This is a genomic window from Streptomyces sp. NPDC107654 (assembly GCF_055639035.1).
Genome location: NZ_JBVKBI010000011.1, coordinates 214,650 through 235,373 on the forward strand (window position 1 = coordinate 214,650; position 20,724 = coordinate 235,373).

Consider the following 20,724-nt stretch of genomic DNA (forward strand, 5'->3'; position numbering starts at 1 on the left):
CCGCCATCACCCCTCCCCCACAAGAGCGTTATGTCCGTTTAGCGCCAATTATCGGGCGTCGCCGTAGGCTTCGCCGCCGAGGTCGAAGCCGGCCGTGCCCGCCGTCACATCGGCGAGCCAGCCGCGGAAGGCGTCGACGTCGGCGTCCGGCAGTCCGATCTCGATGGTGACGGCCTCGCCGTAGCGGACGTCCCGCACCTCGCGGCCGGTGGCGCGCAGGTCGTTCTGCACCTTCCCCGCCCGCTGGTGGTCGACGGTCACGGTGGCCAGCCGGAAGCGGCGCCGGGTGATCGTGCCGAGCGCGTCGAGGGCCTCGCCCACGGAACCGCCGTAGGCGCGGATCAGTCCGCCGGCACCGAGCTTGACGCCGCCGTAGTAGCGGGTGACGACGGCGACGACGTACCGCATGTCGCGGCGCAGCAGCATCTGCAGCATGGGCACGCCGGCGGTGCCGCCCGGTTCGCCGTCGTCGCTGGCCTTCTGCACGGAGGCGTCGGCGCCGATGACGTAGGCCCAGCAGTTGTGGGTGGCGTCGGCGTGCTCCTTGCGCACGGCGGCGACGAAGTCCTGGGCCTCCCGCTCGGTGGCGGCCGGGGCGAGGGCGCACAGGAAGCGGGAGCGGTTGATCTCGGTCTCGTGCACGCCCGCGCGGGCGACTGTGCGGTACTCGTCCTGCATCCCGCCAGCCTATGCGAGCGCCGGAAGCCCCCGGTCAGTCCTTCTTCCTCGTCCCGCGCGCAACCGTGAACCAGGTGAGCAGGGCGCCGCCCGGGGCGAGGTCCGGCCAGCCGGTGCCGTGCCAGGCGAGCACGGCGATCGCGGCGGTGGGGAACTTGGCGCGGACCCGGTCCAGCGTGTCGTCGAGGCCGTCCGCGGCCAGCGCCCCCACCAGGTCCTCCAGGCCCGGGTTGTGTCCGACGAGCAGCAGTGTCCGCACCTCTGCCGGCACCTCGCGCACCACCTCCAGCAGCTGCCGCGCACTCGCCGCGTACAGCCGCCGGTCGTGTCGCACCGGCGGCGGGGTGGCCCACTCCGCGGAGGCCAGCTCCCAGGTGCGGCGGGCGCGTACGGCGGTGGAGCACAGGGCGAGGTCGGGCAGGGTGCCGGCGGCGAGGGCGCGTCCGGCGGCCGGGGCGTCGCGCAGCCCGCGCGGCGCGAGGGGCCTGTCGTGGTCCTCGACGCCCTCGGGCCAGGCGGACTTCGCGTGCCGCAGCACCACCAGCCGGCGCAGCGGACCGGTCCCCGCCCGCCGGTTCACGCCGGACCCCCGATGTCGCTCGCGAGGTCGAGGGCGAGCAGGCGGTCGGCGTAGGCGTACGTCTCGAAGCGGGCACCGTCCGGGATGCCGGGCGCGCTCGCCACCTCGCGCAGGACACCGAGCACCGCGGGCAGGTCCAGGTCGTCCTCCCAGGCGGCGCGCAGCCGGTCCCGCACCTCGGCGGGCACCGGCCGGGAGGGCCGCCGGGCCCAGCCGGCGACGGCCCGCCGCCAACGGGCGAGGCTCCGCGCGGCGTCGTCCAGGGCGGCGGGGCCCAGCCGCGCGGGTTCGCTCCGCGGGACGGCCAGCAGGGCGAGACGGAGGACGGAGGGGTCGGACAGGAGCAGCGGGAGCGTGGAGGGGGGAGCGGGGTCGGCGGTCCGGTCGGGGACGACACCGGGACCGGAACGCTCACCGGCACCGGCACCGGCACCGGCACCAGCACCAGCACCAGCACCAGGAGCATCCTCTCGGTCGCCGTCGCCAGCGGCCCCGCCGCGTCCCACCGGCGCCCCGCCCGAGCGGGCACCGGCTCCGCCCGGCGTCTCCCTGCCGGCACCGGTACCGGCACCGGCGCCGGGCGCGCTCTCAGCCCTCCGGCCGACACCGGCGGCGCCCTCGGCCGCCCCGCCCCCGCCCCGGCCCCCCGCCTCGCCGCGCTCGCCCCGCTCGTCTCCCGCGACCCACTCCACCGGCGCCACCGAGACCACCGGCCCCTCCCCGAGCGCGCTCTCGGCGCCGCGTTGGGCCACATGGAGGAGCTGGGCCTCACCCAGTCCCGAGGCGAGGTCGCGGTCGTCCTCGAAGGGGCGGACGGCCAGGCGGGTGGCGGCGGTGCGCAGTTCGGGCCGGTCGCGGGGGGCCGTGAGGATCGTCCAGACCGGGGTGCCGCCCAGTTCCAGGGCACGGACGAGCAGGTCGGCGGTGAGCAGCACGCGCAGGCCCGTCGGGTCCAGGCCCAAGGCATGGACCTCGATGCGGGTCAGGCCGCGGCGGGCGGGCGCGGCGGGGACGGGCTCACCGGTTCTGGCGTCGAGGATGCGCAGCACGGGGTGAGCGTAGGCGGACCGGCGGCCGTATGCAGCGGCTTGCACCGATTCCGGACAGCGTGCCGGGTACGGCGGGAATCCCGGCCCGGCGGGACGGCGTTGCCCGGACACCTTGTTCCCGCAGCCCGAGGAGGCGGCCGATGTACGGCGACGAAGCGACTGTCCGCAGGATCCTGACCGAGCTGGGCGACACCTGGGCGGTGGTCGGCCTGTCCTCGAACCAGCGCCGGGCCGCCTACGGGGTGGCGGGGGTGCTGCAGCGGTTCGGCAAGCGGATCGTGCCGGTGCACCCGAAGGCCGAGACGGTGCACGGGGAGCGCGGCTACGCCTCCCTCGCGGACATCCCCTTCGACGTGGACGTGGTCGACGTCTTCGTGAACGGCGAGCTGGCCGGCGCGGTGGCGGACGAGGCCGTGGCGAAGGGCGCGCGGGCGGTGTGGTTCCAGCTGGGCGTCGTCGACAAGGCCGCGTACGAACGGACCCGGGCAGCGGGCCTGGAGATGGTCATGGACCGGTGCCCGGCGATCGAAATTCCCCTCCTGAACTAGGTGTCTCACTTTCTTCTCACAATTCACCACTGAATATTGACATTCCGACCAGCCGCCTGAGCTGTGCAAAGACTGTGACGAGAAGAGCACTCACTGCTGTCTCCAAGACAGGCAAGATCCAGGGTCAAGTTTTGGAAAACAGTCTTTTGCCGACACGGAAAGCCTTCCTAGCCTGTGGCCTCCTTGCTCGTTGATTCTGCGTTCATGAACTGAGAGGCCACTTGACATGGCGAAAGTCGACGCCTTGCCACAGGCCACGACGGAGTCCGGCGGTCTGCGCCGCGACGTCGGACTGATCGGCCTGATGTGGGCCTCGGTGGGCTCCATCATCGGCTCCGGCTGGCTCTACGGCGCCGAGAAGGCGGTCGTCGTGGCCGGCCCGGCGGCGATCATCTCGTGGGTGATCGGCGCGGTCGCGATCGTGCTGCTGGCGCTCGTCCACGCCGAGTTGGGCGGCATGTTCCCGGTGGCGGGCGGCACGGCCCGCTACCCGCACTACGCGTTCGGCGGCCTGGCCGGGATGTCCTTCGGCTGGTTCGCCTGGCTGCAGGCCGCCACCGTGGCCCCGATCGAGGTCGAGGCCATGATCGGCTACGCCGGTCACTGGAAGTGGGCCCAGAGCCTGCAGCACGCCGACGGAACCCTCACGACCAGCGGTTTCCTCACCGCCGTGGCCCTGATGGCGGTCTTCGTCGGCGTCAACTTCTTCGGCGTCCGAGCGCTGGCGCACACCAACAGCGCCGCCACCTGGTGGAAGATCGCCGTCCCGCTCGGGGCGATCTTCGTCATCGCGCTGGGCAACTTCCACACGAGCAACTTCACCTCGGAGGGCTTCGCGCCCTTCGGCGCCAAGGGCGTCCTCGGCGCCATCAGCTCCAGCGGCATCATCTTCGCGCTGCTCGGCTTCGAGCAGGCGATCCAGCTCGCGGGCGAGAGCCGCAACCCGAAGCGCGACCTGCCGCGGGCGACCCTCGGCTCGGTGGCGATCGGCGCCGTGATCTACATCCTGCTGCAGGTCGTGTTCATCGCCGCGCTGCCGCACGCCTCCTTCGCCCACGGCTGGGCCCAGCTCCACTTTGCCGGCATCAGCGGCCCCTGGGCGGGCCTGGCGACCCTCGTGGGCCTGGGCTGGCTGGGCTGGGTGCTCTACGTGGACGCGATCATCTCCCCCGGCGGCACCGGCCTGATCTACACCACCGCCACCTCGCGCGTCTCCTTCGGCCTGGCCAAGAACGGCTACGCGCCGAAGGCCTTCGCGAAGACCGACAAGCGCGGTGTGCCGTGGTTCGGCCTGCTGATGTCGTTCGTCACCGGTGTGGTCTGCTTCCTGCCGTTCCCGAGCTGGCAGGAGCTGGTCGGCTTCATCACCTCGGCGAGCGTGCTGATGTACGCGGGCGCGCCGCTGGCCTACGGCGTGTTCGCCGACCGGCTGCCGCACTTCGAGCGCCCCTACCGGCTGCCCGGCGGCAAGATCATCTCGCCGCTGTCGTTCGTGGTCGCCAACCTGATCATCTACTGGGCCGGCTGGGACACCCTGTGGCGGCTGGGCTTCGCGATCCTGCTCGGCTACGTGCTGCTGGGCTCCTACGCCTGGTACGCCACCGGCAAGCGGCTTCCCGACGCGCCCCGGCTGGACTTCAGGGCCGCGCAGTGGCTGCCCGCCTACCTGGCCGGCCTCGGTGTGATCTCCTGGCTGGGCGGCTTCGGCGGCCGGGGCACCATCCCGCTGTGGTGGGACATCCTGGTCGTCGCGGCGTTCTCCCTGGTCATCTACTACTGGGCCAAGGCCACCGCGTCGCGGCCCGAGGCGATCGAGCGGAGCATCGACGAGGTCGTGGTCACGGACGCGCCCGCGCACTGACCCCGCCCGTCCCGCACCCCGGTGTCCCGTCGGCTCGTCTGACGGGACACCGTCATAATGGCCCGTGTGACGTCTCCCTCCCCCCACCCGGACTCCCCTGCCGCCACCCGCTTCCCGGTCGTCGTCGTGGGCGCCGGGCCGGCCGGCCTGACCGTCGGGAACATCCTGCGGGCCGCCGGTGTCGACTGCCTGGTCCTGGAGACCGGGAGCAGGGCGTTCATCGAACAACGGCCCCGCGCCGGCGTCATCGAGGAGTGGGCCGTACGCGGCCTGGAGCGACGCGGCCTGGCCGCCGGTCTGTCGGCCCGCGCGGAGCGGCACTCCGCGTGCGAGTTCCGCTTCGACGGGCACGGTCACCGCTTCGCCTACGCGGAGCTGACGGGGCGTCACCACTGGGTGTATCCGCAGCCGCTGCTCGTGACCGACCTGGTCCGCGAGTACGCCGACGTGCGCGGCGGGGAGATCCGCTTCGGCGTGCGCGACGTGACGCTGCACGACCTGGACTCGGACCGGCCCGCCGTCTCCTACACCGACCCGGACAGCGGGGAACGGCAACGGGTGCACTGCGCGTTCGTCGCCGGCTGCGACGGGGCCCGGGGGGCGAGCCGGGCCGCGCTGCCGGGGCGGACGCGGATCTCGCGGTACGACTACGGCATCGGCTGGCTGGCGCTGCTGGCCGAGGCACCGCCGTCCGCCGACCGCGTGCTGTTCGGGATGCACGCCGACGGGTTCGCCGGGCACATGCCCCGCAGTCCCGGGATGACCCGTTACTACCTCCAGTGCCCGCCCGGCGACGACCCGGACGCCTGGTCGGACGCGCGCGTCTGGGACGAGCTGCAGCGGCGTCTCGGCGCGGCGGACCGCCCTCCGCTGAAGGAGGGGCGGCTGCTGGAGAAGCGGGTGCTGGACATGCACAACTACGTCGTCGAGCCCATGGCGTCCGGCCGCCTCTTCCTGGCGGGCGACGCCGCGCACCTCGTCGCGCCGATCGCCGCGAAGGGCATGAACCTGGCGCTGAGCGACGCGTTCCTGCTCGGTGACGCGCTGGTCGCGCAGCTGACGACGGGCGACTCCTCAGGCCTGGACGGCTACTCGGACGCCTGCCTGCGCCGGGTGTGGGACTACCAGGAGTTCTCGCAGTGGCTGTCCGAGATCTACCACGGCGTCTCCAGCGGCGACCCCTACCGGTCCGGCACCACGCTGGCCCGCCTGCGCCGGCTGTTCACCTCGCCCGCGGCGGCGGCTGCCTTCGCCGAGCAGTACCTGGGCACGGCCGACGCGTTCCGACCCGCCTAGCGCTCCCCTCGGCCACCGCCGTCGGCGAGGCGGTGGTCCGCCGTCTTCAGGGCCTCCTCCACCAGCCGCCGCACATGTCCGTGGCGCAGTGAGTAGATCACCCGGCGGCCCTCCTTGCGGGTGTCCACCAGACCGGCCAGCCGCAGCCGGGCCAGGTGCTGGCTGACGGCCGGGCGGGCGGCTCCGCACGCCTCGGTGAGGGTGGTGACGTCGGCCTCGCCGGCGGTCAGGGTGTGCAGCAGGGCGAGGCGGGTGCGGTCGCCGAGCAGGGCGAGGAGGTCGGCGGCGAGGGCGAAGTGCTCCTCGCCCGGGGTGCGCTCGTGCGCATGGTGCGCAGGTGACAGGTGCATGCGTGCGCTCATACGCACATAATGACTCCGTGGGCGCCGAGCGTCCACTCCCGCACACCGGAAGGGGACGGACGTGAGCGACCGGCACCACCACACCCACGCGCATCCGCACCACCACACCCACGAGCACCCGCACCCCTCGCCCGGCCTGCGGCACCGCCTGGCCCACCTGCTCACCCCGCACTCCCACGAGACCGCCGGCAAGCTCGACCCGGCGCTGGAGTCCTCGGCGCGCGGTGTCCGGGCGCTGTGGGTGTCACTGGCGGTGCTGGGGACGACGGCACTGGCGCAGGCGGTCGTGGTGGCCGCCTCCGGGTCGGTGGCGCTGCTCGGCGACGCGGTGCACAACGCGGCGGACGCGCTGACCGCCGTCCCCCTCGGCATCGCCTTCGTGCTGGGCCGACGGGCGGCGACCCGGCGGTTCACCTACGGGTACGGCCGGGCCGAGGATCTCGCGGGTCTGGTGATCGTGCTGACCATCGCGGCCTCCGCGGCCTTCGCCGGCTGGGCGGCCGTCGGGCGGCTGCTGGAACCGCGCCCGGTCACCCAGGTGCCGGCGGTCGCGCTGGCGGCGCTGCTCGGTTTCGCCGGGAACGAGTGGGTGGCCCGGTACCGGATCCGGGTGGGCCGGGAGATCGGCTCCGCGGCCCTGGTCGCCGATGGTCTGCACGCCCGTACCGACGGCTACACGTCGCTGGCGGTACTGCTCGGCGCGGGCGGCTCGGCGCTGGGCTGGGACCTGGCCGATCCGGTCGTCGGCCTGGTGATCACGGCCGCGATCGCGCTGGTGCTGCGGGACGCGGCCCGGGAGGTGTTCCGGCGGATCCTGGACGCCGTCGACCCGGCCCTGGTGGACCGGGCCGAGCACGCGGTACGCGCGGTGCCGGGGGTCCGGGAGGTGGGCGAGCTGCGGCTGCGCTGGATCGGGCACCGGCTGCGGGCCGAACTCACGGTGGTGGTGGACGGCGAGGCGACCCTGCGCCAGGCCCACGCCATCGCCGTCGAGACGGAACACGCCCTGCTCCACGCGGTACCCCGCCTCACGGCGGCGCTCGTCCACGCGGACCCGGCACCGGCCCCGGGAGAAGCGGATCCCCATCTGACACTGGCCCACCACGGGGTGAGGTGAGCGCGACCGGGGTGCGCGGCGGGGTGCGGCCGCACGATCGGACGACCGACGGGGCCGACTCCCACCCGGGCCGGGGCGGGGCGGGTCAGGCGGGTACGCCCAGGCCCTCCACGACCACCGCGCCGAGGAGTTCGGTGAGGGCCTTGCCGGGGACCAGGAGTTTGCCGCGACGCCGGCCGCTGCCGATCAGGACGTAGGGGAGGTCCACTACGGCGGGGTCCAGCAGGACCGGCCAGGCGGTGGGCAGGCCGATCGGGGTGATGCCGCCGTACTCCATGCCGGTCTCGCCGGTCGCCGTCTCCATCGAGGCGAACGAGGCCTTGCGGGCGCCCAGTTGGCGGCGCACGACCCCGTTGACGTCGACCCGGGTGGCGGACGGCACCACGCACGCGGCCAGGGTGGTCTCTCCGGCCCGCTTTCCGGCGACCACCACGCAGTTCGCCGACCGCTCCAGCAGGTCCCGGCCGTAGTGCTCCACGAAGACGGCCGTGTCGGCCCACTGCGGCTCGGTGTCGACGTACAGGATCCGGTCGGCCGGGACCGCGCCCCGCCAGTCGCGTACGGCGTCGGCGACCGGGGCGCTCAGTTCGTCGAGGCAGTCCGGTGCGGGGGTCGCGGCGTCGAAGTTGCCGATGGGTGCGCGCATGGCCGCACGCTAGCAAGGCGCGCCCGTCCGCCGTACCGGGGTCTCAGGGGACGGGCGGCACGGAGACGGCCATGATCATCTCCATCGGCTCCTCGCCCTGGTTGCCGTACCGGTGCGGGACGTTGGCCTCGAAGGAGACGCTCCCGCCCGCCGGGACGCGGTACTCCTCGCCCTCGACGGTGAGCGTCAGCTCGCCCGCGGTGACGTGGACCAGTTCCACCGTGCCGGAGGGATGCGGCTCGGAGGGGCTGCTCTCCCCCGGCATCAGCCGCCAGTCCCACATCTCCAGCGGTCCGGGCGCCTCGGTGCCGGCGAGCAGCCGGTTGTAGCTGCCGGCCTCCGTGTGCCACAGCCGTACGGCGCGTTCGGCGGGGACCACGCGGACCTTCGGCCCCTGCTCGTAGTCGAGGAGCGTGGTGATGCTGACACCGAGCGCGTCGCCGATCTTGACGACCGTGCCGATGCTGGGGTTGGTGCGGGCCTGCTCGATCTGGATGAGCATGCCACGGCTGACACCCGCCCGGGCGGCGAGCACGTCGAGCGTGAAGCCGCGCACCGAGCGCCAGTGCCTGACGTTGCGCGCCAGGGACTGGGTCAGGAGGTCGAGGTCCGACACGTTGTGTCCAATATCCGGGAAGGTCAATATTCTGGATGGCGTAGTTCATCTCACTGAACTACGGTTCGGTGCACCCGAGTGTTCACCGAACTGTACTGCGAGGCCGGCCGTGACAGCATTCTTCGCCTTGTCCACCAGCCTGCTCCGGGGGCCGGCCGACTCTCGGTGGCGACTGCTGACCCGGACCGTCGAAGCCGGACAGCGTGCTTCCGCCACGGCCGGGCCGTTCGGGCCCAGGCGCGCGGACGGCCGTCGAGCGGGTCGGCGAGCCATTCCGAACCGTCCCGGGGAGGGAGACGGAGCTGCCGCGTCCCGCGGGCGGCCCTCGGTCAGCCCTCCGGCTCCAGCGCGGCCAGCCGTGCCACCGCCTCCTCGTCCAGATCCGCCAGCGCCCGCAGCTGCCCCGGTGTCATGCCGTCCGGTATCGGCACCGGGGCGGGCGTCCGCAGGGGCGGCTGCCAGCCGTCCTCGGGTGTCCAGCGCCGTACGACCCTGGCGGGCGCCCCGGCCACGACCGCGTGGTCGGGCACCGTGCCCCGGACCACGGCACCGGCCGCCACGACCACGTTCCGGCCGATCCGCGCGCCCGGGAGGATCACCGCGCCGGTGCCGATCCAGCAGCCCGGGCCGATCTCCACCGGCTCCATCCGCGGCCACTGCCTGCCGATGGGCTCGTGCGGGTCGTCGTAGGAGTGGTTGGTGGAGGTGACGTAGACGTACGGGCCGAAGTAGCAGTCGCTGCCGATGGTGACCGTCGTGTCCGCGATGACGTGGCTGCCGCGGCCGAGGACCACGCCGTCGCCGATGCGCAGGATCGGGTCCGGGCCGAGGTCCAGGTCGGGCATGAGGCCGGCGGTGAGGGTGACCTGTTCGGCGATGATGCAGTAGGAGCCGATCCGGATCCAGGGCTCGCCGAAGATCGTGCCGAGCGGGAAGGCCAGCCGGGTGGCTTCGCCGATCGAGCCGAAGCGGTACCCCGCGGGGTGCTCGGCCGTGACCGAGCCGCTGCGCTGCACCCAGGACCAGGCCGCGTGGACGGCTCGCTGGGCCAGGCCCCGCCGCCAGGATGAGAACGTGTTCTTGCGCTTCGGCACGAGGTCACGTTACTCACCGGTCGTCTCACGCGCAGAGAGCGGGCTGCTGTGATCTTTGCCCCACCGGGTGTCGTACCGTGCCGTGTACGGCCGACACGAGGAGACGGTGATGACACAGCAGGCGCTGGTCGCGGGTATCGGGGGCAAGGAGCCGCGGATCGACCCGGAGGCGTTCGTGGCGCCCACGGCGTCCGTGATCGGGGACGTCACGCTGCACGCGGGGGCCAGCGTCTGGTACGGGGCCGTCGTGCGCGGGGATGTGGAGCGGATCACCGTGGGCGCGCAGGCGAACGTGCAGGACAACGTCACCCTGCACGCCGACCCCGGGTTCCCGGTGACCGTCGGGGAGCGGGTGTCCATCGGGCACAACGCGGTGGTGCACGGGGCGACCGTGGAGGACGACTGCCTCATCGGGATGGGCGCGACCGTGCTGAACGGGGCGGTGATCGGCGCCGGGTCCCTGGTCGCGGCCCAGGCCCTGGTGCCGCAGGGGATGGTGGTGCCGGCGGGGTCGCTGGTGGCGGGCGTGCCGGCCAAGGTGAAGCGGCCGCTCTCCGCCGAGGAGCGGGAGGGGGTCACCCTCAACGGCACCCTTTACGCCGAGCTGGGCAAGGCGCACAAGGAGGTGCACCGGTAGGAAGCGTGGGGGGCGCCTCACTCCCCGGCGTTCACCGGTTCCGCTTCCCGCTCGGCCGGCTGGGCCTTCTTCGCCTTGCGCTTCAGGACCAGCATCGAGGCCACGCCGATCAGGACCGCCACGCCCAGGCCCACGTAGGAGAAGCGCTTCAGCCAGTCCTCGGCGACGATGCCGACGTAGTAGATGACGGCCGTGGTGCCGCCGGCCCAGCAGATGCCGCCGAGGACGTTGGCGATCAGGAACTTCCAGTACGGCATGTGCAGGACGCCCGCGAGGGGGCCGGCGAAGATGCGCAGCAGGGCGACGAAACGGCCGAAGAAAACCGCCCACATGCCCCACTTCTCGAAGGACCGCTCGGCGGTGGCCACATGGCCGGCGCTGAAGTGGCGCGGGAACTTTCCGCCGAGCCAGGCCAGCAGCGGGCGTCCGCCCTTGCGGCCGATGGCGTAGCCGATGGAGTCGCCGATCACCGCGCCCGCGGTCGCGCAGGCGCCCAGGACGACCGGGTTGACCCCCGTGTGCTGGGAGGACATCAGCGCCGCGGAGACCAGGATGATCTCCCCCGGCAGCGGGATGCCCAGGCTCTCCAGACCGATCACCAGGGCCACCACGGCGTACACGGCGGCCGCCGGCACCGAGTCGAGCCATTCCTGGACGTGCACCGCCGGTTCCTCCCCTGTCGCTGTGCCGCTCTCCGGTTTTCCGGGCCGCCGCATGTAAAGCGCGTCCCAAGGGAAGGCTACCTGGTCGGCGCCGAACGGCTGCCCGCGCGCGCCCGCCCCGGCGGCACCGTCCCGCCCTCGCCCCTTGCGATTCCGGCCATCCCGGTGTCACGCGGGAGGGGAAGGCTCTCCGCGTTCCGCCCGCCCGCCTCCCCAGGCCCCCGTGTGGGGCCCGCCGCGGAAGGACGACGTCCCCGTGCCCCCACCGTCCCCGCTCACCCCGCTGTCTCCCCCGTCCTCCCCGTCCTCCCCGTCCTCACCCTCGCCCACCGGTCCGCGGTCCGTGCGCGCCGGGCCGGCGGCCCGCCCGGTGCCCCGGCGGCCGGCCCGGCCGCTACGGCTGGCCCTGTCCCTGGCACCCCTCCTGCTCGCCGCCGGCTGGGCCGTGGCCAACCGGCCCGTGCTGGACGAAGGGGTACGGCGGCTGGTGGCGGCCGACCCCTGGTGGCTGCTGGCCGGAGCCGGTTTCACCTGTCTGACCTGGGTGGCCGCCTCCTGCGCCCGGCAGGGCGCGCTGCCCGACCCGCTGCCGCCGGGGCCGCTGCTGGCCTCGCAGTTCGCCGCCGGCGCCGCCAACCACGTACTGCCCGGCGGGCTCGGCGCCCACGCCGTCACCCTGCGCTTCCTGCGCGGCCGGGGCGTGCCGCCGGCGCGGGCGACCGCGTCGATCGGCCTGTACTCGCTGGCCCGGTCCTCGGCGAAGACGCTGGTACTGCTGGCGTTCCTGGCCGTGTCGCCGGACCGGCGGCGGCTGCGGGACCTGGTACCGGACGGGCGGCTGCTGCTGCCGCTCGCCGCCGTCGCGGCCGGGGCGCTCGCGGTGGCGGCGGTGCTGCTCACGGTCGTACGACCGCTGCGGCGGCCGGTGGCCGGGCTGCTGCGCTCCGCCCTCGCCGACGCGCGGGTGGTGCACCGCCGGCCCCGCCGGGTGCTCGCCCTGTGGGGCGGGGCGACGGCGATGCCGCTGGTGCAGGCGGGCGCCCTGGCCTGTGTGGGGGCCTCGCTCGGGCTGGGGCTGCCCTGGCAGCAGGTCGTGCTCGCGCACCTGGCCGCGGGCACGGCGGCCGGGGCGGTGCCCGCGCCGGGCGGACTCGCGGTGGACGCGGCGCTGGTGTGGACCCTGGTCGCCTTCGGCTCCGCACCGACGGCGGCCACCGCGACCGTCATCGGGTACCGGGTGCTGCTCGACTGGCTGCCGCTGGTACCGGGGGCGGTGGTGCTGTCGGCACTGATCCGCAGGAGGGTGCTGTGACGCCTGCGGGGGCTCCGGGGGTCAGGTCCGGCGGGCCACCAGGCGGTAGGCGTTGGACAGGCCAAGGCGGTGGGCCAGGGGGCGGAGCACCAGCCGGTCCAGGAGCGTGGCGGTCAGGAGCGCGGGGACCCCGGCCAGGAGCAGCGCGGTGCGGGTGGCGCGGCGCAGGGGGCCGGGGGGCTCGGGGAGCCAGGGCGCGTCCTCGCGCGGGGCGGTGTGGTCGAGCGCGAGCCACACGGCGGCCAGCAGGTCGACCGGGTCGTGGGGCTCGGCGTGCTGTTCCGCGACCACCGTGAACCCGAGGTCGGTGAGCCGGCGGCGCAGGTTGGCGACCGGCATGAGGTGCAGGTGCTGCGGCTGGAGCCAGGGCAGCCACCAGCGGCCGAGGAGCCGGGCGTAGCGGCTCTCCGGGTCCGGCACCTCGACGAGAAGGTGGCCGCCGGGCCGTACGACCCGGTGGGCGGCGCGGAGTTCGCGGTCGGGGTCGGTGCTGTGCTCCAGGTAGTGGAACATGCTCAGCACGTCGTAGCGGGCGGTGAGTTCGGGGGCCAGGTCGGGGAGGGCGCCGCGGTGGGCGTGGTCCACGCGGCCCTCGCGGGCGGCGATGTCGACGCCGTCGGTGAAGTCGAGCCCGTCGAACGAGGTGCCGGGCAGGACGGTGCGGGCCGCCGCGCAGAAGTGGCCGTGACCGGTGCCGACGTCCAGCCAGGTCTTCGGGGCGGGGTCGTGCGGCAGCATGGCCTCGGCCCGGCCCCGGTACATCGCGCCGCGCCCGCCGAAGGTGCCGCTCATCCGCTGCTCGCCGAGGCCGTCGTAGAAGTCCCGGTAGTAGAACTCCAGTCCCTCGGCGGTCAGTCGGGGGTTCTGGAAGACGTGGCCGCAGTCGGCGCAGCGGTCCAGGGTGAAGCGGCCGGGCTTGTGCTGCAGCAGGTCGGTGGTGCGCAGGCGGGGGGCGAGGCGGGGGGACGCGCACCAGGGGCAGGTGGTGCGCCGGGGGGCGAGGAAGCGTTCGGTGCCGGCGTCCAGGTCGGCCCGGTAGGCGGGGCGCAGGGCGGCGACACGGGCCGTCCTGTCACCGGGGCCGTGCTGACGGGCGTCTCTCATCGGCTCTCCCCTGCCAGTCGTTCGAGGTGGGCCGCCGCGGCCGGGGCACCGCCCGCCGCGCGGAACGCGGCGCTGATCCGGGCGGCGGCGGCCCGGTGGGCGGGGTCGTGCAGGACGGTGTCGAGGGCGTCGCCCAGGCGGGCCGCGGTGACCCGGCCGAAGCGGACCCGGACGCCCGCGCCGGAGTCCACCACCTGCCCCGCCACCACCGGCTGGTCGTCCCGGATGGGCGCGACGACGAGCGGGACGCCGTGCCACAGGGCCTCGCACACGGTGTTGTGCCCGGCGTGGCAGACGACGGCGTCCATCCGCTCCAGCAGCGGGAGCTGGGGCACGGACGGCAGGAGCAGGACGTCCTTGTCGTCCGGCGCCCCGGACAGGGTGCCGGACGGGTCGGCGATCACCGCCTGGATCCGGTCGGCGCGGTCCCGCAGCGCGGCCAGGGCCTCGGTGAGGAACCGGCCGCCGGCGTCCGCGTTGGCCGTGCCGAGGGTCACCAGGACCTTGGTCCGCCCGTGGGCCAGCCGTTCCCAGGGGAAGTCCGGTCCGGCCGGGCGGCCGGCGAGCGACGGGCCGACGTAGTGGATGTGCGGGGCCAAGGGTGCCCGCGGGCCGATGAGTTCCGGGGTGCTGAACACCAGCAGCAGGTGGGGTGAGGAGCGCGGGTCGGCGGTGCCGGACGGGTCGCCGACCCGGGCGCGCAGCTCGGCCAGGCGCTCGCGGAGCCAGGCGGCGACCCTGGGCAGGCCGTCGTAGGCGCCGCTGAACTCGGCGGACGTGGTCGCCGAGGTGGCCCAGGGCAGGCCGAGGCGCTCGGCCACCAGGGCGCCGGCGAAGGCCTGCTGGTCGGCGACGACCGCGTCGGGGCGGAACGCGGCGACGGCCGCGGCGACCCCGGGTGCCATCGCGTCGGCGAGCGGCAGCAGGTACCACTCCCACAGGAACCGCAGCGCCTCCGCGCCCCGCAGCCCGGGCGGTCGTACGGCGCCCGGGGCGCCCGGCACCGGTCCCGCGCAGTCGAACACGACGGCGTCCGCGCCCGCGAGCCGCCGCACCAGCGCCGGGTCGGCGCACACCCAGGCGACCCGGTGGCCGTGCGCGGCGAGCCGGGCGGCGACCCCGACGGCGGGGTTGATGTGCCCGGTCAGCGGCGGCACGACGAAGAGGAAGCCGCTCACCGGACGCCCGCCCCCGCGCCGACCAGGTCCAGGACGTGCCCGCCGACGGTGCCGGGCGCCTCGACCAGCACCGAGTGTTCGTGCCCGGGCAGGACGACGGCCCGGAAGTCCGCCAGCAGCCGCCGCTGTTCGGGCACCAGATCCGCCAGGTCGGAGTCACCGCCGTACACGCCGAGGACCGGGCAGCGTACGGCCCTGATCTGGGCCTCGGTGAGGACCCGGCTGGCGGGGATGTCCCGGCCCAGGGTGGTCTCGCGGGCCAGCCGGGCCGCGCCCCTGGCGAGACGGGCGGTGTTGTGGCCGCGGTGGGCGGTGATCCAGGCGAGCGCGTCCCGTTCGTTGTACGCGAGTTCGGTGGTCACCCGGCGCAGGATGCGGCCGAGTTTCACGGCCCAGGCGGCCGTCGCCGGCTCGGACTCGATCAGGGTCAGGGTGGCCACGCGGCCGGGGTGGCGGGCCGCGTAGCCGAAGGCGATGGTGCCGCCGTAGGAGTTGCCGACGAGGTGCACGGGCCCGGTGACGGCCAGCCGGCCGAGGAGCGCCTCCAGGTCCGCGATGTTGTGGTCGAGGGTGTAGCCGTGCGGCGGGCGCTCGCTGCGGCCGTGGCCGCGCAGGTCGTACATGACGACGTCGAGTCCGGCCGCCGCGAACGCGGGGGCGACGGTGAAGTAGTAGCTGGCCAGGCTGTCGGTGAGCAGTCCGTGCACGAGGACGACGGTGGCGTGCGCGGTGCGGCCGTCCGGGGGGCCGGTGCGCTGGACGTGCAGCCGGATGCCTCCGGCGTCGACCATGGCCATGGTTCAGCCCGCCTGGGTGGTCTTCAGGCTCCACACCACGTGCTCCACGAGCCGGCCGACGGTCAGGTCGACGATCTCGTCGAAGTCCATGCCGGCCAGGAACTCGGCGAGGTTGACGCGCTGTCCGTACCGCTCCTCCAGCAGCCCGGCCAGGGTGACGAGGTCGATGCTCTCCAGCTCCAGGTCGCGGTTGAAGGTGGTGGACATGCCGATCACCACGTCGTAGTCGCCGTACTCCGCGAGGACCGTGCGCAGCATGTCGCCGATCTCGGCGAGCACGGTGTCGGCGGTGGGCTGCGCCGGGGCCGGCGGGGTGGGGTTCATCGGGAGTACTCCTCGGCTGCGGGGTCGGGGGGTGCGGCGGCGTCGGTTCCGGGGCCGGTCGTCCAGGCCACCACGTAGGAGCGCCGCGGCAGACCGGGCGGGTTGGTCACGGGTGCGCAGTGCACGGTGTACGCGCGTTCCAGGCGGCCGGAGACGAGGAGCCGTCCGCCGTCGGGGGCGGCCTCCAGGACGGCGAAGTCCCGGGGGCGGCCGTCGAATCCGACGCCCTCGGCCTTGGCGACGGCCTCCTTGGCGGCCCAGAACCGCGTGAACCACACGGCCTCCGGGGCGCCGCCGTCCGCGCACCGGGCGCGCAGGAGCCGCAGTTCGGCCGGGCCGAGCGCGGTGCTCAGGGTCGCCGGGTCGCGGTCGGTCACCTCCTCGATGTCGATGCCGGGGCCGGGCCGGGGGCGGTGCGGCCGGACGATGGCCACGCCCGCCTCGGCCCGGTGGGCGAGCGAGACGTCCAGCGGGGGCAGCTCGCGGCCGTGGACACCGGCGGCGTACGGGCGGCCGAGTCCGTCGTTGCCGACCCTGATCTCCGCCGGGAAGACCGGCCCTTCGCCGTGCTGCCAGAGCCAGTGCCGTACGGCGTCCTTGACCGCGATCCGGCCGAGCAGCCACTGCCGGCGCCCCCGCGGCGGCCGGGCCGCGTACGCCTCGCGTTCCGCGTTCCCCAGCGAGTTGCGCATGATCAGCTCGCGGGAGGCGAGGTCCGGCCACCGCTCGTGCACCAGGGCCCAGCCGCCGGGCAGGGCCGTGGACAGGGTGTGGCGCTCGGGGAAGCGTTCGACGGGCCGGGTGGTGGGGTCGTTGTCGAAGCGGCGGTCCTGCCAGCCGGTCAGCCGGGCCCACACCCGGCCGCCGGCGGTCAGCTCCGCGTCCGCCTCCAGCACGGTGTCGGTGAGGGAGGTGATCCGCAGCAGGCAGTGCACCTCGGTGCCGGGTTCCGGGTCCGGTCCGTGGAACCGCGCCTCCCCCAACCGCACCGGGAAGACGACCGTCCGCTCGGTCCGGGTCGCCATGATCCAGTAGCCGAGCAGCTGGCCCACGTTGTCGAGCAGGGCGCCGGGGGCCGGGGGCACGGTGATCACCCCGCGGATGTGCCGCTCGCCGAGCGCGGTCAGCTCCGTCAGCCCCTGGAACCGCGGGCCGTGGAACATCCAGCGGTCGCGGTAGAGCTGGGCGGCGGTGTGCTCGGGGAGGCGTTCGGGCCCGTCCGGGCGGGCACGGGGCGGGGGCGGTACGGGGTGGTGCGGGGCGAGTTCGACCACGGCGCGGGCGGTGGGCCCGAAGGTGACGGCGACCCGGTCCGGGCGGCCGGGGACCGGGGTGACGGTGACGGGGACGTCGACGGGGGGTACGGCGGTCAGCCACCGGTCGAACCGGGCCCCGAGCACGGCGACGGCACGCAGACCGGGGGCCGCCCGCTCCGCCGCGTCCGTCATGTGCCGGACGATCGTGGTGGCGGGGACCACCGGCCAGCGGTCCTCCAGGTCGGGCCAGCCGGGGCGTTGGGGGAAGAAGCAGTGGTCCAGGAGGTGGGGCATGGTGTGCGGGGAGATGTGGAGGGTTGTGGTGGTGGCGGGGATGGAGGTGGCGGCGGGGGCGGGCGTCTTGGCGGGGGGCTTGGCGGCGGTGGGGGCGGGGGGCTCGCCGGGGGTGGTGGCCGCCTCCGGGGCCCTGACGGGGGCGGGGGGTGGGGTGGGCGGGAGGGTCGCTTCGCCGCCGGGTCGGCGGCTCGCCGCCATCAGCTCGGCCGCGGTGGCAGCGGTGTCCCGGAGGAGGGCGGTGAGTTCGGCGGCGGCCGGGTGGTGCCGGGCGAGGTCGTCGAGCGCGGGGGCGCCGGCCGGGGCGTGCCCGGGGACGAGCGCGACTGTGCTCGGCGCCGGCCGCAGAACCGTTCGCAGGGCCTCCCGGGTGGGGCCGTCCAGGGAGACCAGGGCGCTGCCCAGGTCGAGGCGGACGGGCGGGCGGGCGCCGGCGGGGCGGCCCGCCGGGGCCCGGGATGGTCCGCTCGGTGCCACGGCCGCACCCGCTGCCCACAGGGCGGTCGCCACGCGCCGGAGTTGGGCGAGGCCGCCGTGGTGGGGTGAGTCGGCGGCGACGGCCAGGTGATCGCGGTCGCCGAGGGTGTCGCCGATGAGGGAGGGCAGCCGGCCGGGCCCGGTCTGCACGAAGACGCGGTGACCGGCGGCGTACAGGGCCTCGGTCAGCTCCCGGAACCGGACGGGCTCCAGCAGGTGCCGTACGAAGAGTTCGCGGACGGCCGGCTCGTCCCGGGGGAAGGGCGCCGCGGTCGTCCCGGACCACACCGGCACGGTGGGCGGGTGGAGCCGGAAGCGGTCGGCGGCCTCCTTGATGGGGGCCAGGAACGGTTCGAGCATCGGTGTGTGGAAGCCGGAGCGGAACGGCAGCACCTGGCAGATCACGCCCTCGGCGCGCAGCGCCCGGACGAACTCCGCCACCGCCGGTCCGGGACCGCACACCATGGACTGGCGGGGCGCGTTGTCGTGGGAGAGCACGATCCGCGAGTCGCCCCCGGCGGTGGCGAGCGCGGCACGCACCTGGGCGGCGGAGGTGCCGACGGCGGCGAAGGCGAGACCGGGGACGGTGACCGTGTCGGGGTCGAACCGGGCCATGAACGCGTCCACTTCGGCCGCCGAGTACAGCCCGGCGGCTGCCATGGCGGTCCACTCGCCGACGCTGTGCCCGGCGACCGCGTCCGGTACGACACCCATCCGGCGCAGGGCCTGGTCGAGCAGGCGGCCCGCACCGACGACGCCCAAGCCGTGCCGGCCGATGTCGCCGACCCGGACGTCCTGGCCGGCGCGGGCGGCCGGGGGCAGACCGAAGTGGGCGGCGATGTCGTCGGTGCGGGAGGTGAAGTCCGCCTCCAGACCGGGGAAGACGAACGCCACCTTGCCGCCGGCCCGGCCGAGCAGCGGACCCGGCCGGAACCACACGTCGCCGCGGCCGTGCCAGGCGCCGCCCTTGGCGACCGCTCGACGGGCCAGGGCCAGCCGTCTGGCGGTCGGGTCCACGACACCGAGCCGGACCGGGCCGGCGCCGGTGTGCGGGCGGGCCGGGTCGAGCCCGGCGGCGAGCACCGCCGTGTCGTCGGCGCGGAGGAGAGCGGCGAGGGCGTCCACGTCGTCGGCCGAGAGCAGGAGGACGCGCTCCGGCTCGGTGACCCGGGCGGCGCTCCGGGCGTCGGTGACGGAAGCGGTGACCCGGGCGGCGCTCCGGGCGTCCGCGGCGGGCTCGGTGACCCGGGCGGGCGTGACGGGCTCGGTGACGCGGGCGGGCGTGACGGGCTCGGTGACGCGAGCGGACTCTGGGGGCTCGGTGACGCGAGCGGACTCTGCGGGCGCGGTGACGCGAGCGGACTCTGCGGGTCCGGGTCCCCGGTCCGGGGCCTCCTCCAGGACCACGTGCGCGTTGATGCCGCCGAACCCGAAGGCGTTCACCGCGGCCCGCCGGGGCGACCGGTGTCCGCCGGGCTGCCAGGGTTGGGCCCGGTCCAGGGTGCGGAAACGGGTGGCGGCCAGGCCGGGGTGGGGGTCGTCGCAGTGGAGGGTGGGCAGGAGGGTGCGGTGGTGCAGGGCGAGCGCGGCCTTGACCAGGCCGGCCACTCCGGCCGCCGGCATGGTGTGGCCGATCATCGACTTCACCGAGCCGAGCACCGGCCGCCCCGCGTCCGGTCCGAGGTCCGTGCCCGGGCCGAACACCTCGGCGAGGGTGGTGAGTTCGGCCGTGTCCCCGGCGGGTGTGGCGGTGCCGTGCGCCTCCAGCAGGCCGATCGAGTCCGGTGCGGCGGGGTCGAGTCCGGCGGCCCGCCAGGCCTGGCGCACGGCCCGGGTCTGCCCGCCCGGATCGGGCGTGACGAGCCCGGCCGTACGGCCGTCGCCGGCCACGCCCGTGCCGCGGACCACGGCGTAGACGCGGTCGCCGTCGCGTTGGGCGTCCGGGAGCCGCTTGAGTACGACGACACCGGTGCCCTCGCCGATGAGGATGCCGTCGGCGTCGCGGTGGAAGGGACGGCTGCGTTCCGTCGGCGAGAGCGCGCGGAGCTGGGAGAAGACGCTCCACAGGGTGATGTCGTGGCAGTGGTGCACTCCCCCGGCCAGCATCAGGTCGCAGCGGCCGGTGGTGAGCGCGGTGACCGCCTGGTCGACGGCGACCAGGGAGGAGGCGCAGGCGGCGTCGACGGTGTAGGCGGGGCCGCGCAGGTCGAGGCGGTTGGCGATGCGGGAGGCGGCGAGGTTGGGGACCAGGCCGATCGCGGCGTCGGGGCTGTCGGTGCCGAGCCGTTCGGTGAACGCGGCCCGTATGCGGTCGAGTTGGCCGGGTTCGAGGTCGGGTAGCAGCTCGCCCAGGGTGCGGGTGAGCTGGTGGGCGGTGCGCACCCGCTGGTCCAGCCGGGCGAGGCCGGGGGTGAGGTAGCCGCCGCGGCCGAGGACGACGCCGATCCGGTGCCGGTCGGGCAGCCGGTCGGTGCCGCCCGCGTCGGCGAGCGCGGCGGCGGCCACGTCGAGGGCGATCAGCTGGTCGGGTTCGGTGCCGGGCACCGAGGCGGGCATGATGCCGTACCGGGTGACCTCCACCTCGGGCGGGCCGTCCACGAATCCGCCGCGCCGGCAGTACACCTGGCCCGCGACGGCGGGTCCGGCGGCCGAGCCGGGACGGTAGTAGTCGGCGTCCCAGCGGTCCGGGGGGACGTCGGTGATGGCGTCGGCGCCGCTGCGCAGATTGCTCCAGTAGGCGTCCAGGTCGCGGGCGCCGGGCAGCAGCACCGCCATCCCGATGACGGCGACGGGCGTCTGGGGTTCCGCGACGGGTCCCTTCCGCGGCTCGGTCATG

General features: G+C 74.9%; 18 protein-coding genes and 1 pseudogene. 6 read left to right on the forward strand and 13 right to left on the reverse strand.

What is annotated here, in order from left to right; translation table 11 throughout:
• Window positions 1–48: 48 nt before the first annotated feature.
• From ACZ7N4_RS21545 to ACZ7N4_RS21555, 3 genes and pseudogenes are all read right to left on the reverse strand, one after another.
• A complete protein-coding gene (locus tag ACZ7N4_RS21545; protein ID WP_471359977.1) occupies window positions 49–678 on the reverse strand; it encodes a YigZ family protein in 630 nt (209 codons plus the stop codon).
• A 34-nt stretch (window positions 679–712) separates the two neighbouring features.
• Window positions 713–1,258: a SixA phosphatase family protein gene (locus tag ACZ7N4_RS21550; RefSeq protein WP_471359979.1), complete on the reverse strand. Its 546-nt coding sequence runs from the start codon at window positions 1,256–1,258 to the stop codon at window positions 713–715.
• A gap of 683 nt (window positions 1,259–1,941) precedes the next feature.
• Window positions 1,942–2,307, reverse strand: a pseudogene (locus ACZ7N4_RS21555) (hypothetical protein); the annotation flags it as partial.
• Between the two features lie 140 nt (window positions 2,308–2,447).
• On the opposite strand from ACZ7N4_RS21555, the gene ACZ7N4_RS21560 reads away from it, so the two are divergent.
• From ACZ7N4_RS21560 to ACZ7N4_RS21570, 3 genes are all read left to right on the forward strand, one after another.
• Window positions 2,448–2,855: a CoA-binding protein gene (locus ACZ7N4_RS21560; RefSeq protein ID WP_471359981.1), complete on the forward strand. Its 408-nt coding sequence runs from the start codon at window positions 2,448–2,450 to the stop codon at window positions 2,853–2,855.
• A gap of 226 nt (window positions 2,856–3,081) precedes the next feature.
• Complete coding sequence (locus ACZ7N4_RS21565; protein WP_471359983.1) at window positions 3,082–4,716, forward strand: APC family permease; 1,635 nt, start codon at window positions 3,082–3,084, stop codon at window positions 4,714–4,716.
• Window positions 4,717–4,782: 66 nt separating this feature from the next.
• The gene (locus ACZ7N4_RS21570; RefSeq protein ID WP_471359985.1) at window positions 4,783–6,012 is read left to right on the forward strand and encodes a 4-hydroxybenzoate 3-monooxygenase; all 1,230 of its coding nucleotides are present in this window, start codon (window positions 4,783–4,785) and stop codon (window positions 6,010–6,012) included.
• Here the strand turns inward: ACZ7N4_RS21570 and ACZ7N4_RS21575 are convergent.
• Entirely contained in the window at window positions 6,009–6,374 is a 366-nt protein-coding gene (locus ACZ7N4_RS21575; RefSeq protein WP_471359987.1) for an ArsR/SmtB family transcription factor, read from the reverse strand. The two genes, ACZ7N4_RS21570 and ACZ7N4_RS21575, sit on opposite strands and share 4 nt — an antisense overlap.
• Window positions 6,375–6,435: 61 nt before the next feature.
• Here ACZ7N4_RS21575 and ACZ7N4_RS21580 point away from each other — a divergent pair, with 61 nt between their 5' ends.
• The gene (locus ACZ7N4_RS21580; RefSeq protein ID WP_471359989.1) at window positions 6,436–7,491 is read left to right on the forward strand and encodes a cation diffusion facilitator family transporter; all 1,056 of its coding nucleotides are present in this window, start codon (window positions 6,436–6,438) and stop codon (window positions 7,489–7,491) included.
• Between the two features lie 85 nt (window positions 7,492–7,576).
• Here ACZ7N4_RS21580 and ACZ7N4_RS21585 read toward each other — a convergent pair whose 3' ends face one another.
• The 3 genes from ACZ7N4_RS21585 to ACZ7N4_RS21595 all read right to left on the reverse strand — a co-directional run bounded on the left by ACZ7N4_RS21585 (window position 7,577) and on the right by ACZ7N4_RS21595 (window position 9,847).
• Window positions 7,577–8,137, reverse strand: a complete 561-nt coding sequence (locus ACZ7N4_RS21585) for a YbaK/EbsC family protein (protein ID WP_471359991.1) — start codon at window positions 8,135–8,137, stop codon at window positions 7,577–7,579.
• 43 nt (window positions 8,138–8,180) lie between these two features.
• Entirely contained in the window at window positions 8,181–8,753 is a 573-nt protein-coding gene (locus ACZ7N4_RS21590) for a helix-turn-helix domain-containing protein (RefSeq protein WP_471359993.1), read from the reverse strand.
• A gap of 329 nt (window positions 8,754–9,082) precedes the next feature.
• On the reverse strand, window positions 9,083–9,847 hold the full coding sequence (locus tag ACZ7N4_RS21595) for an acyltransferase (protein WP_471359994.1): 765 nt from the start codon (window positions 9,845–9,847) through the stop codon (window positions 9,083–9,085).
• A gap of 109 nt (window positions 9,848–9,956) precedes the next feature.
• On the opposite strand from ACZ7N4_RS21595, the gene ACZ7N4_RS21600 reads away from it, so the two are divergent.
• Window positions 9,957–10,484 carry a gamma carbonic anhydrase family protein gene (locus tag ACZ7N4_RS21600; RefSeq protein WP_471359996.1) on the forward strand — a complete coding sequence of 176 codons (528 nt, stop codon included), beginning with the start codon at window positions 9,957–9,959 and terminating at the stop codon, window positions 10,482–10,484.
• 17 nt (window positions 10,485–10,501) lie between these two features.
• On the opposite strand, the gene ACZ7N4_RS21605 is transcribed toward ACZ7N4_RS21600, so the two are convergent.
• A complete protein-coding gene (locus tag ACZ7N4_RS21605) occupies window positions 10,502–11,146 on the reverse strand; it encodes a DedA family protein (protein WP_471359998.1) in 645 nt (214 codons plus the stop codon).
• Window positions 11,147–11,402: 256 nt separating this feature from the next.
• Here ACZ7N4_RS21605 and ACZ7N4_RS21610 point away from each other — a divergent pair, with 256 nt between their 5' ends.
• Complete coding sequence (locus tag ACZ7N4_RS21610; protein ID WP_471360000.1) at window positions 11,403–12,458, forward strand: lysylphosphatidylglycerol synthase transmembrane domain-containing protein; 1,056 nt, start codon at window positions 11,403–11,405, stop codon at window positions 12,456–12,458.
• Window positions 12,459–12,479: 21 nt separating this feature from the next.
• Here ACZ7N4_RS21610 and ACZ7N4_RS21615 read toward each other — a convergent pair whose 3' ends face one another.
• The 5 genes from ACZ7N4_RS21615 to ACZ7N4_RS21635 are packed head-to-tail and all read right to left on the reverse strand — an operon-like array spanning window position 12,480 to window position 20,723.
• Complete coding sequence (locus ACZ7N4_RS21615; protein WP_471360002.1) at window positions 12,480–13,562, reverse strand: class I SAM-dependent methyltransferase; 1,083 nt, start codon at window positions 13,560–13,562, stop codon at window positions 12,480–12,482.
• Window positions 13,559–14,740, reverse strand: a complete 1,182-nt coding sequence (locus ACZ7N4_RS21620; protein WP_471360004.1) for a glycosyltransferase — start codon at window positions 14,738–14,740, stop codon at window positions 13,559–13,561. Before ACZ7N4_RS21620 ends, ACZ7N4_RS21615 begins: the two co-directional genes overlap by 4 nt.
• Window positions 14,737–15,537: an alpha/beta fold hydrolase gene (locus ACZ7N4_RS21625; RefSeq protein WP_471360006.1), complete on the reverse strand. Its 801-nt coding sequence runs from the start codon at window positions 15,535–15,537 to the stop codon at window positions 14,737–14,739. The genes ACZ7N4_RS21620 and ACZ7N4_RS21625 overlap by 4 nt, the downstream gene beginning before the upstream one ends.
• Before the next feature lie 3 nt (window positions 15,538–15,540).
• Window positions 15,541–15,861, reverse strand: a complete 321-nt coding sequence (locus ACZ7N4_RS21630) for an acyl carrier protein (protein ID WP_471360008.1) — start codon at window positions 15,859–15,861, stop codon at window positions 15,541–15,543.
• Window positions 15,858–20,723, reverse strand: coding sequence for a beta-ketoacyl synthase N-terminal-like domain-containing protein (locus tag ACZ7N4_RS21635; protein WP_471360010.1), 4,866 nt, complete (start codon window positions 20,721–20,723; stop codon window positions 15,858–15,860). Before ACZ7N4_RS21635 ends, ACZ7N4_RS21630 begins: the two co-directional genes overlap by 4 nt.
• Window position 20,724 lies beyond the last annotated feature (1 nt).

Coding starts and splice junctions, on each gene's coding strand:
- ACZ7N4_RS21545 (WP_471359977.1), bottom strand. CDS start 678: ATGCAGGACGAGTACCGCACAGTCGCCCGCGCGGGCGTGCACGAGACC.
- ACZ7N4_RS21560 (WP_471359981.1), top strand. CDS start 2,448: ATGTACGGCGACGAAGCGACTGTCCGCAGGATCCTGACCGAGCTGGGC.
- ACZ7N4_RS21565 (WP_471359983.1), top strand. CDS start 3,082: ATGGCGAAAGTCGACGCCTTGCCACAGGCCACGACGGAGTCCGGCGGT.
- ACZ7N4_RS21575 (WP_471359987.1), bottom strand. CDS start 6,374: ATGAGCGCACGCATGCACCTGTCACCTGCGCACCATGCGCACGAGCGC.
- ACZ7N4_RS21585 (WP_471359991.1), bottom strand. CDS start 8,137: ATGCGCGCACCCATCGGCAACTTCGACGCCGCGACCCCCGCACCGGAC.
- ACZ7N4_RS21600 (WP_471359996.1), top strand. CDS start 9,957: ATGACACAGCAGGCGCTGGTCGCGGGTATCGGGGGCAAGGAGCCGCGG.
- ACZ7N4_RS21615 (WP_471360002.1), bottom strand. CDS start 13,562: ATGAGAGACGCCCGTCAGCACGGCCCCGGTGACAGGACGGCCCGTGTC.
- ACZ7N4_RS21625 (WP_471360006.1), bottom strand. CDS start 15,537: ATGGCCATGGTCGACGCCGGAGGCATCCGGCTGCACGTCCAGCGCACC.
- ACZ7N4_RS21630 (WP_471360008.1), bottom strand. CDS start 15,861: ATGAACCCCACCCCGCCGGCCCCGGCGCAGCCCACCGCCGACACCGTG.
- ACZ7N4_RS21635 (WP_471360010.1), bottom strand. CDS start 20,723: ATGACCGAGCCGCGGAAGGGACCCGTCGCGGAACCCCAGACGCCCGTC.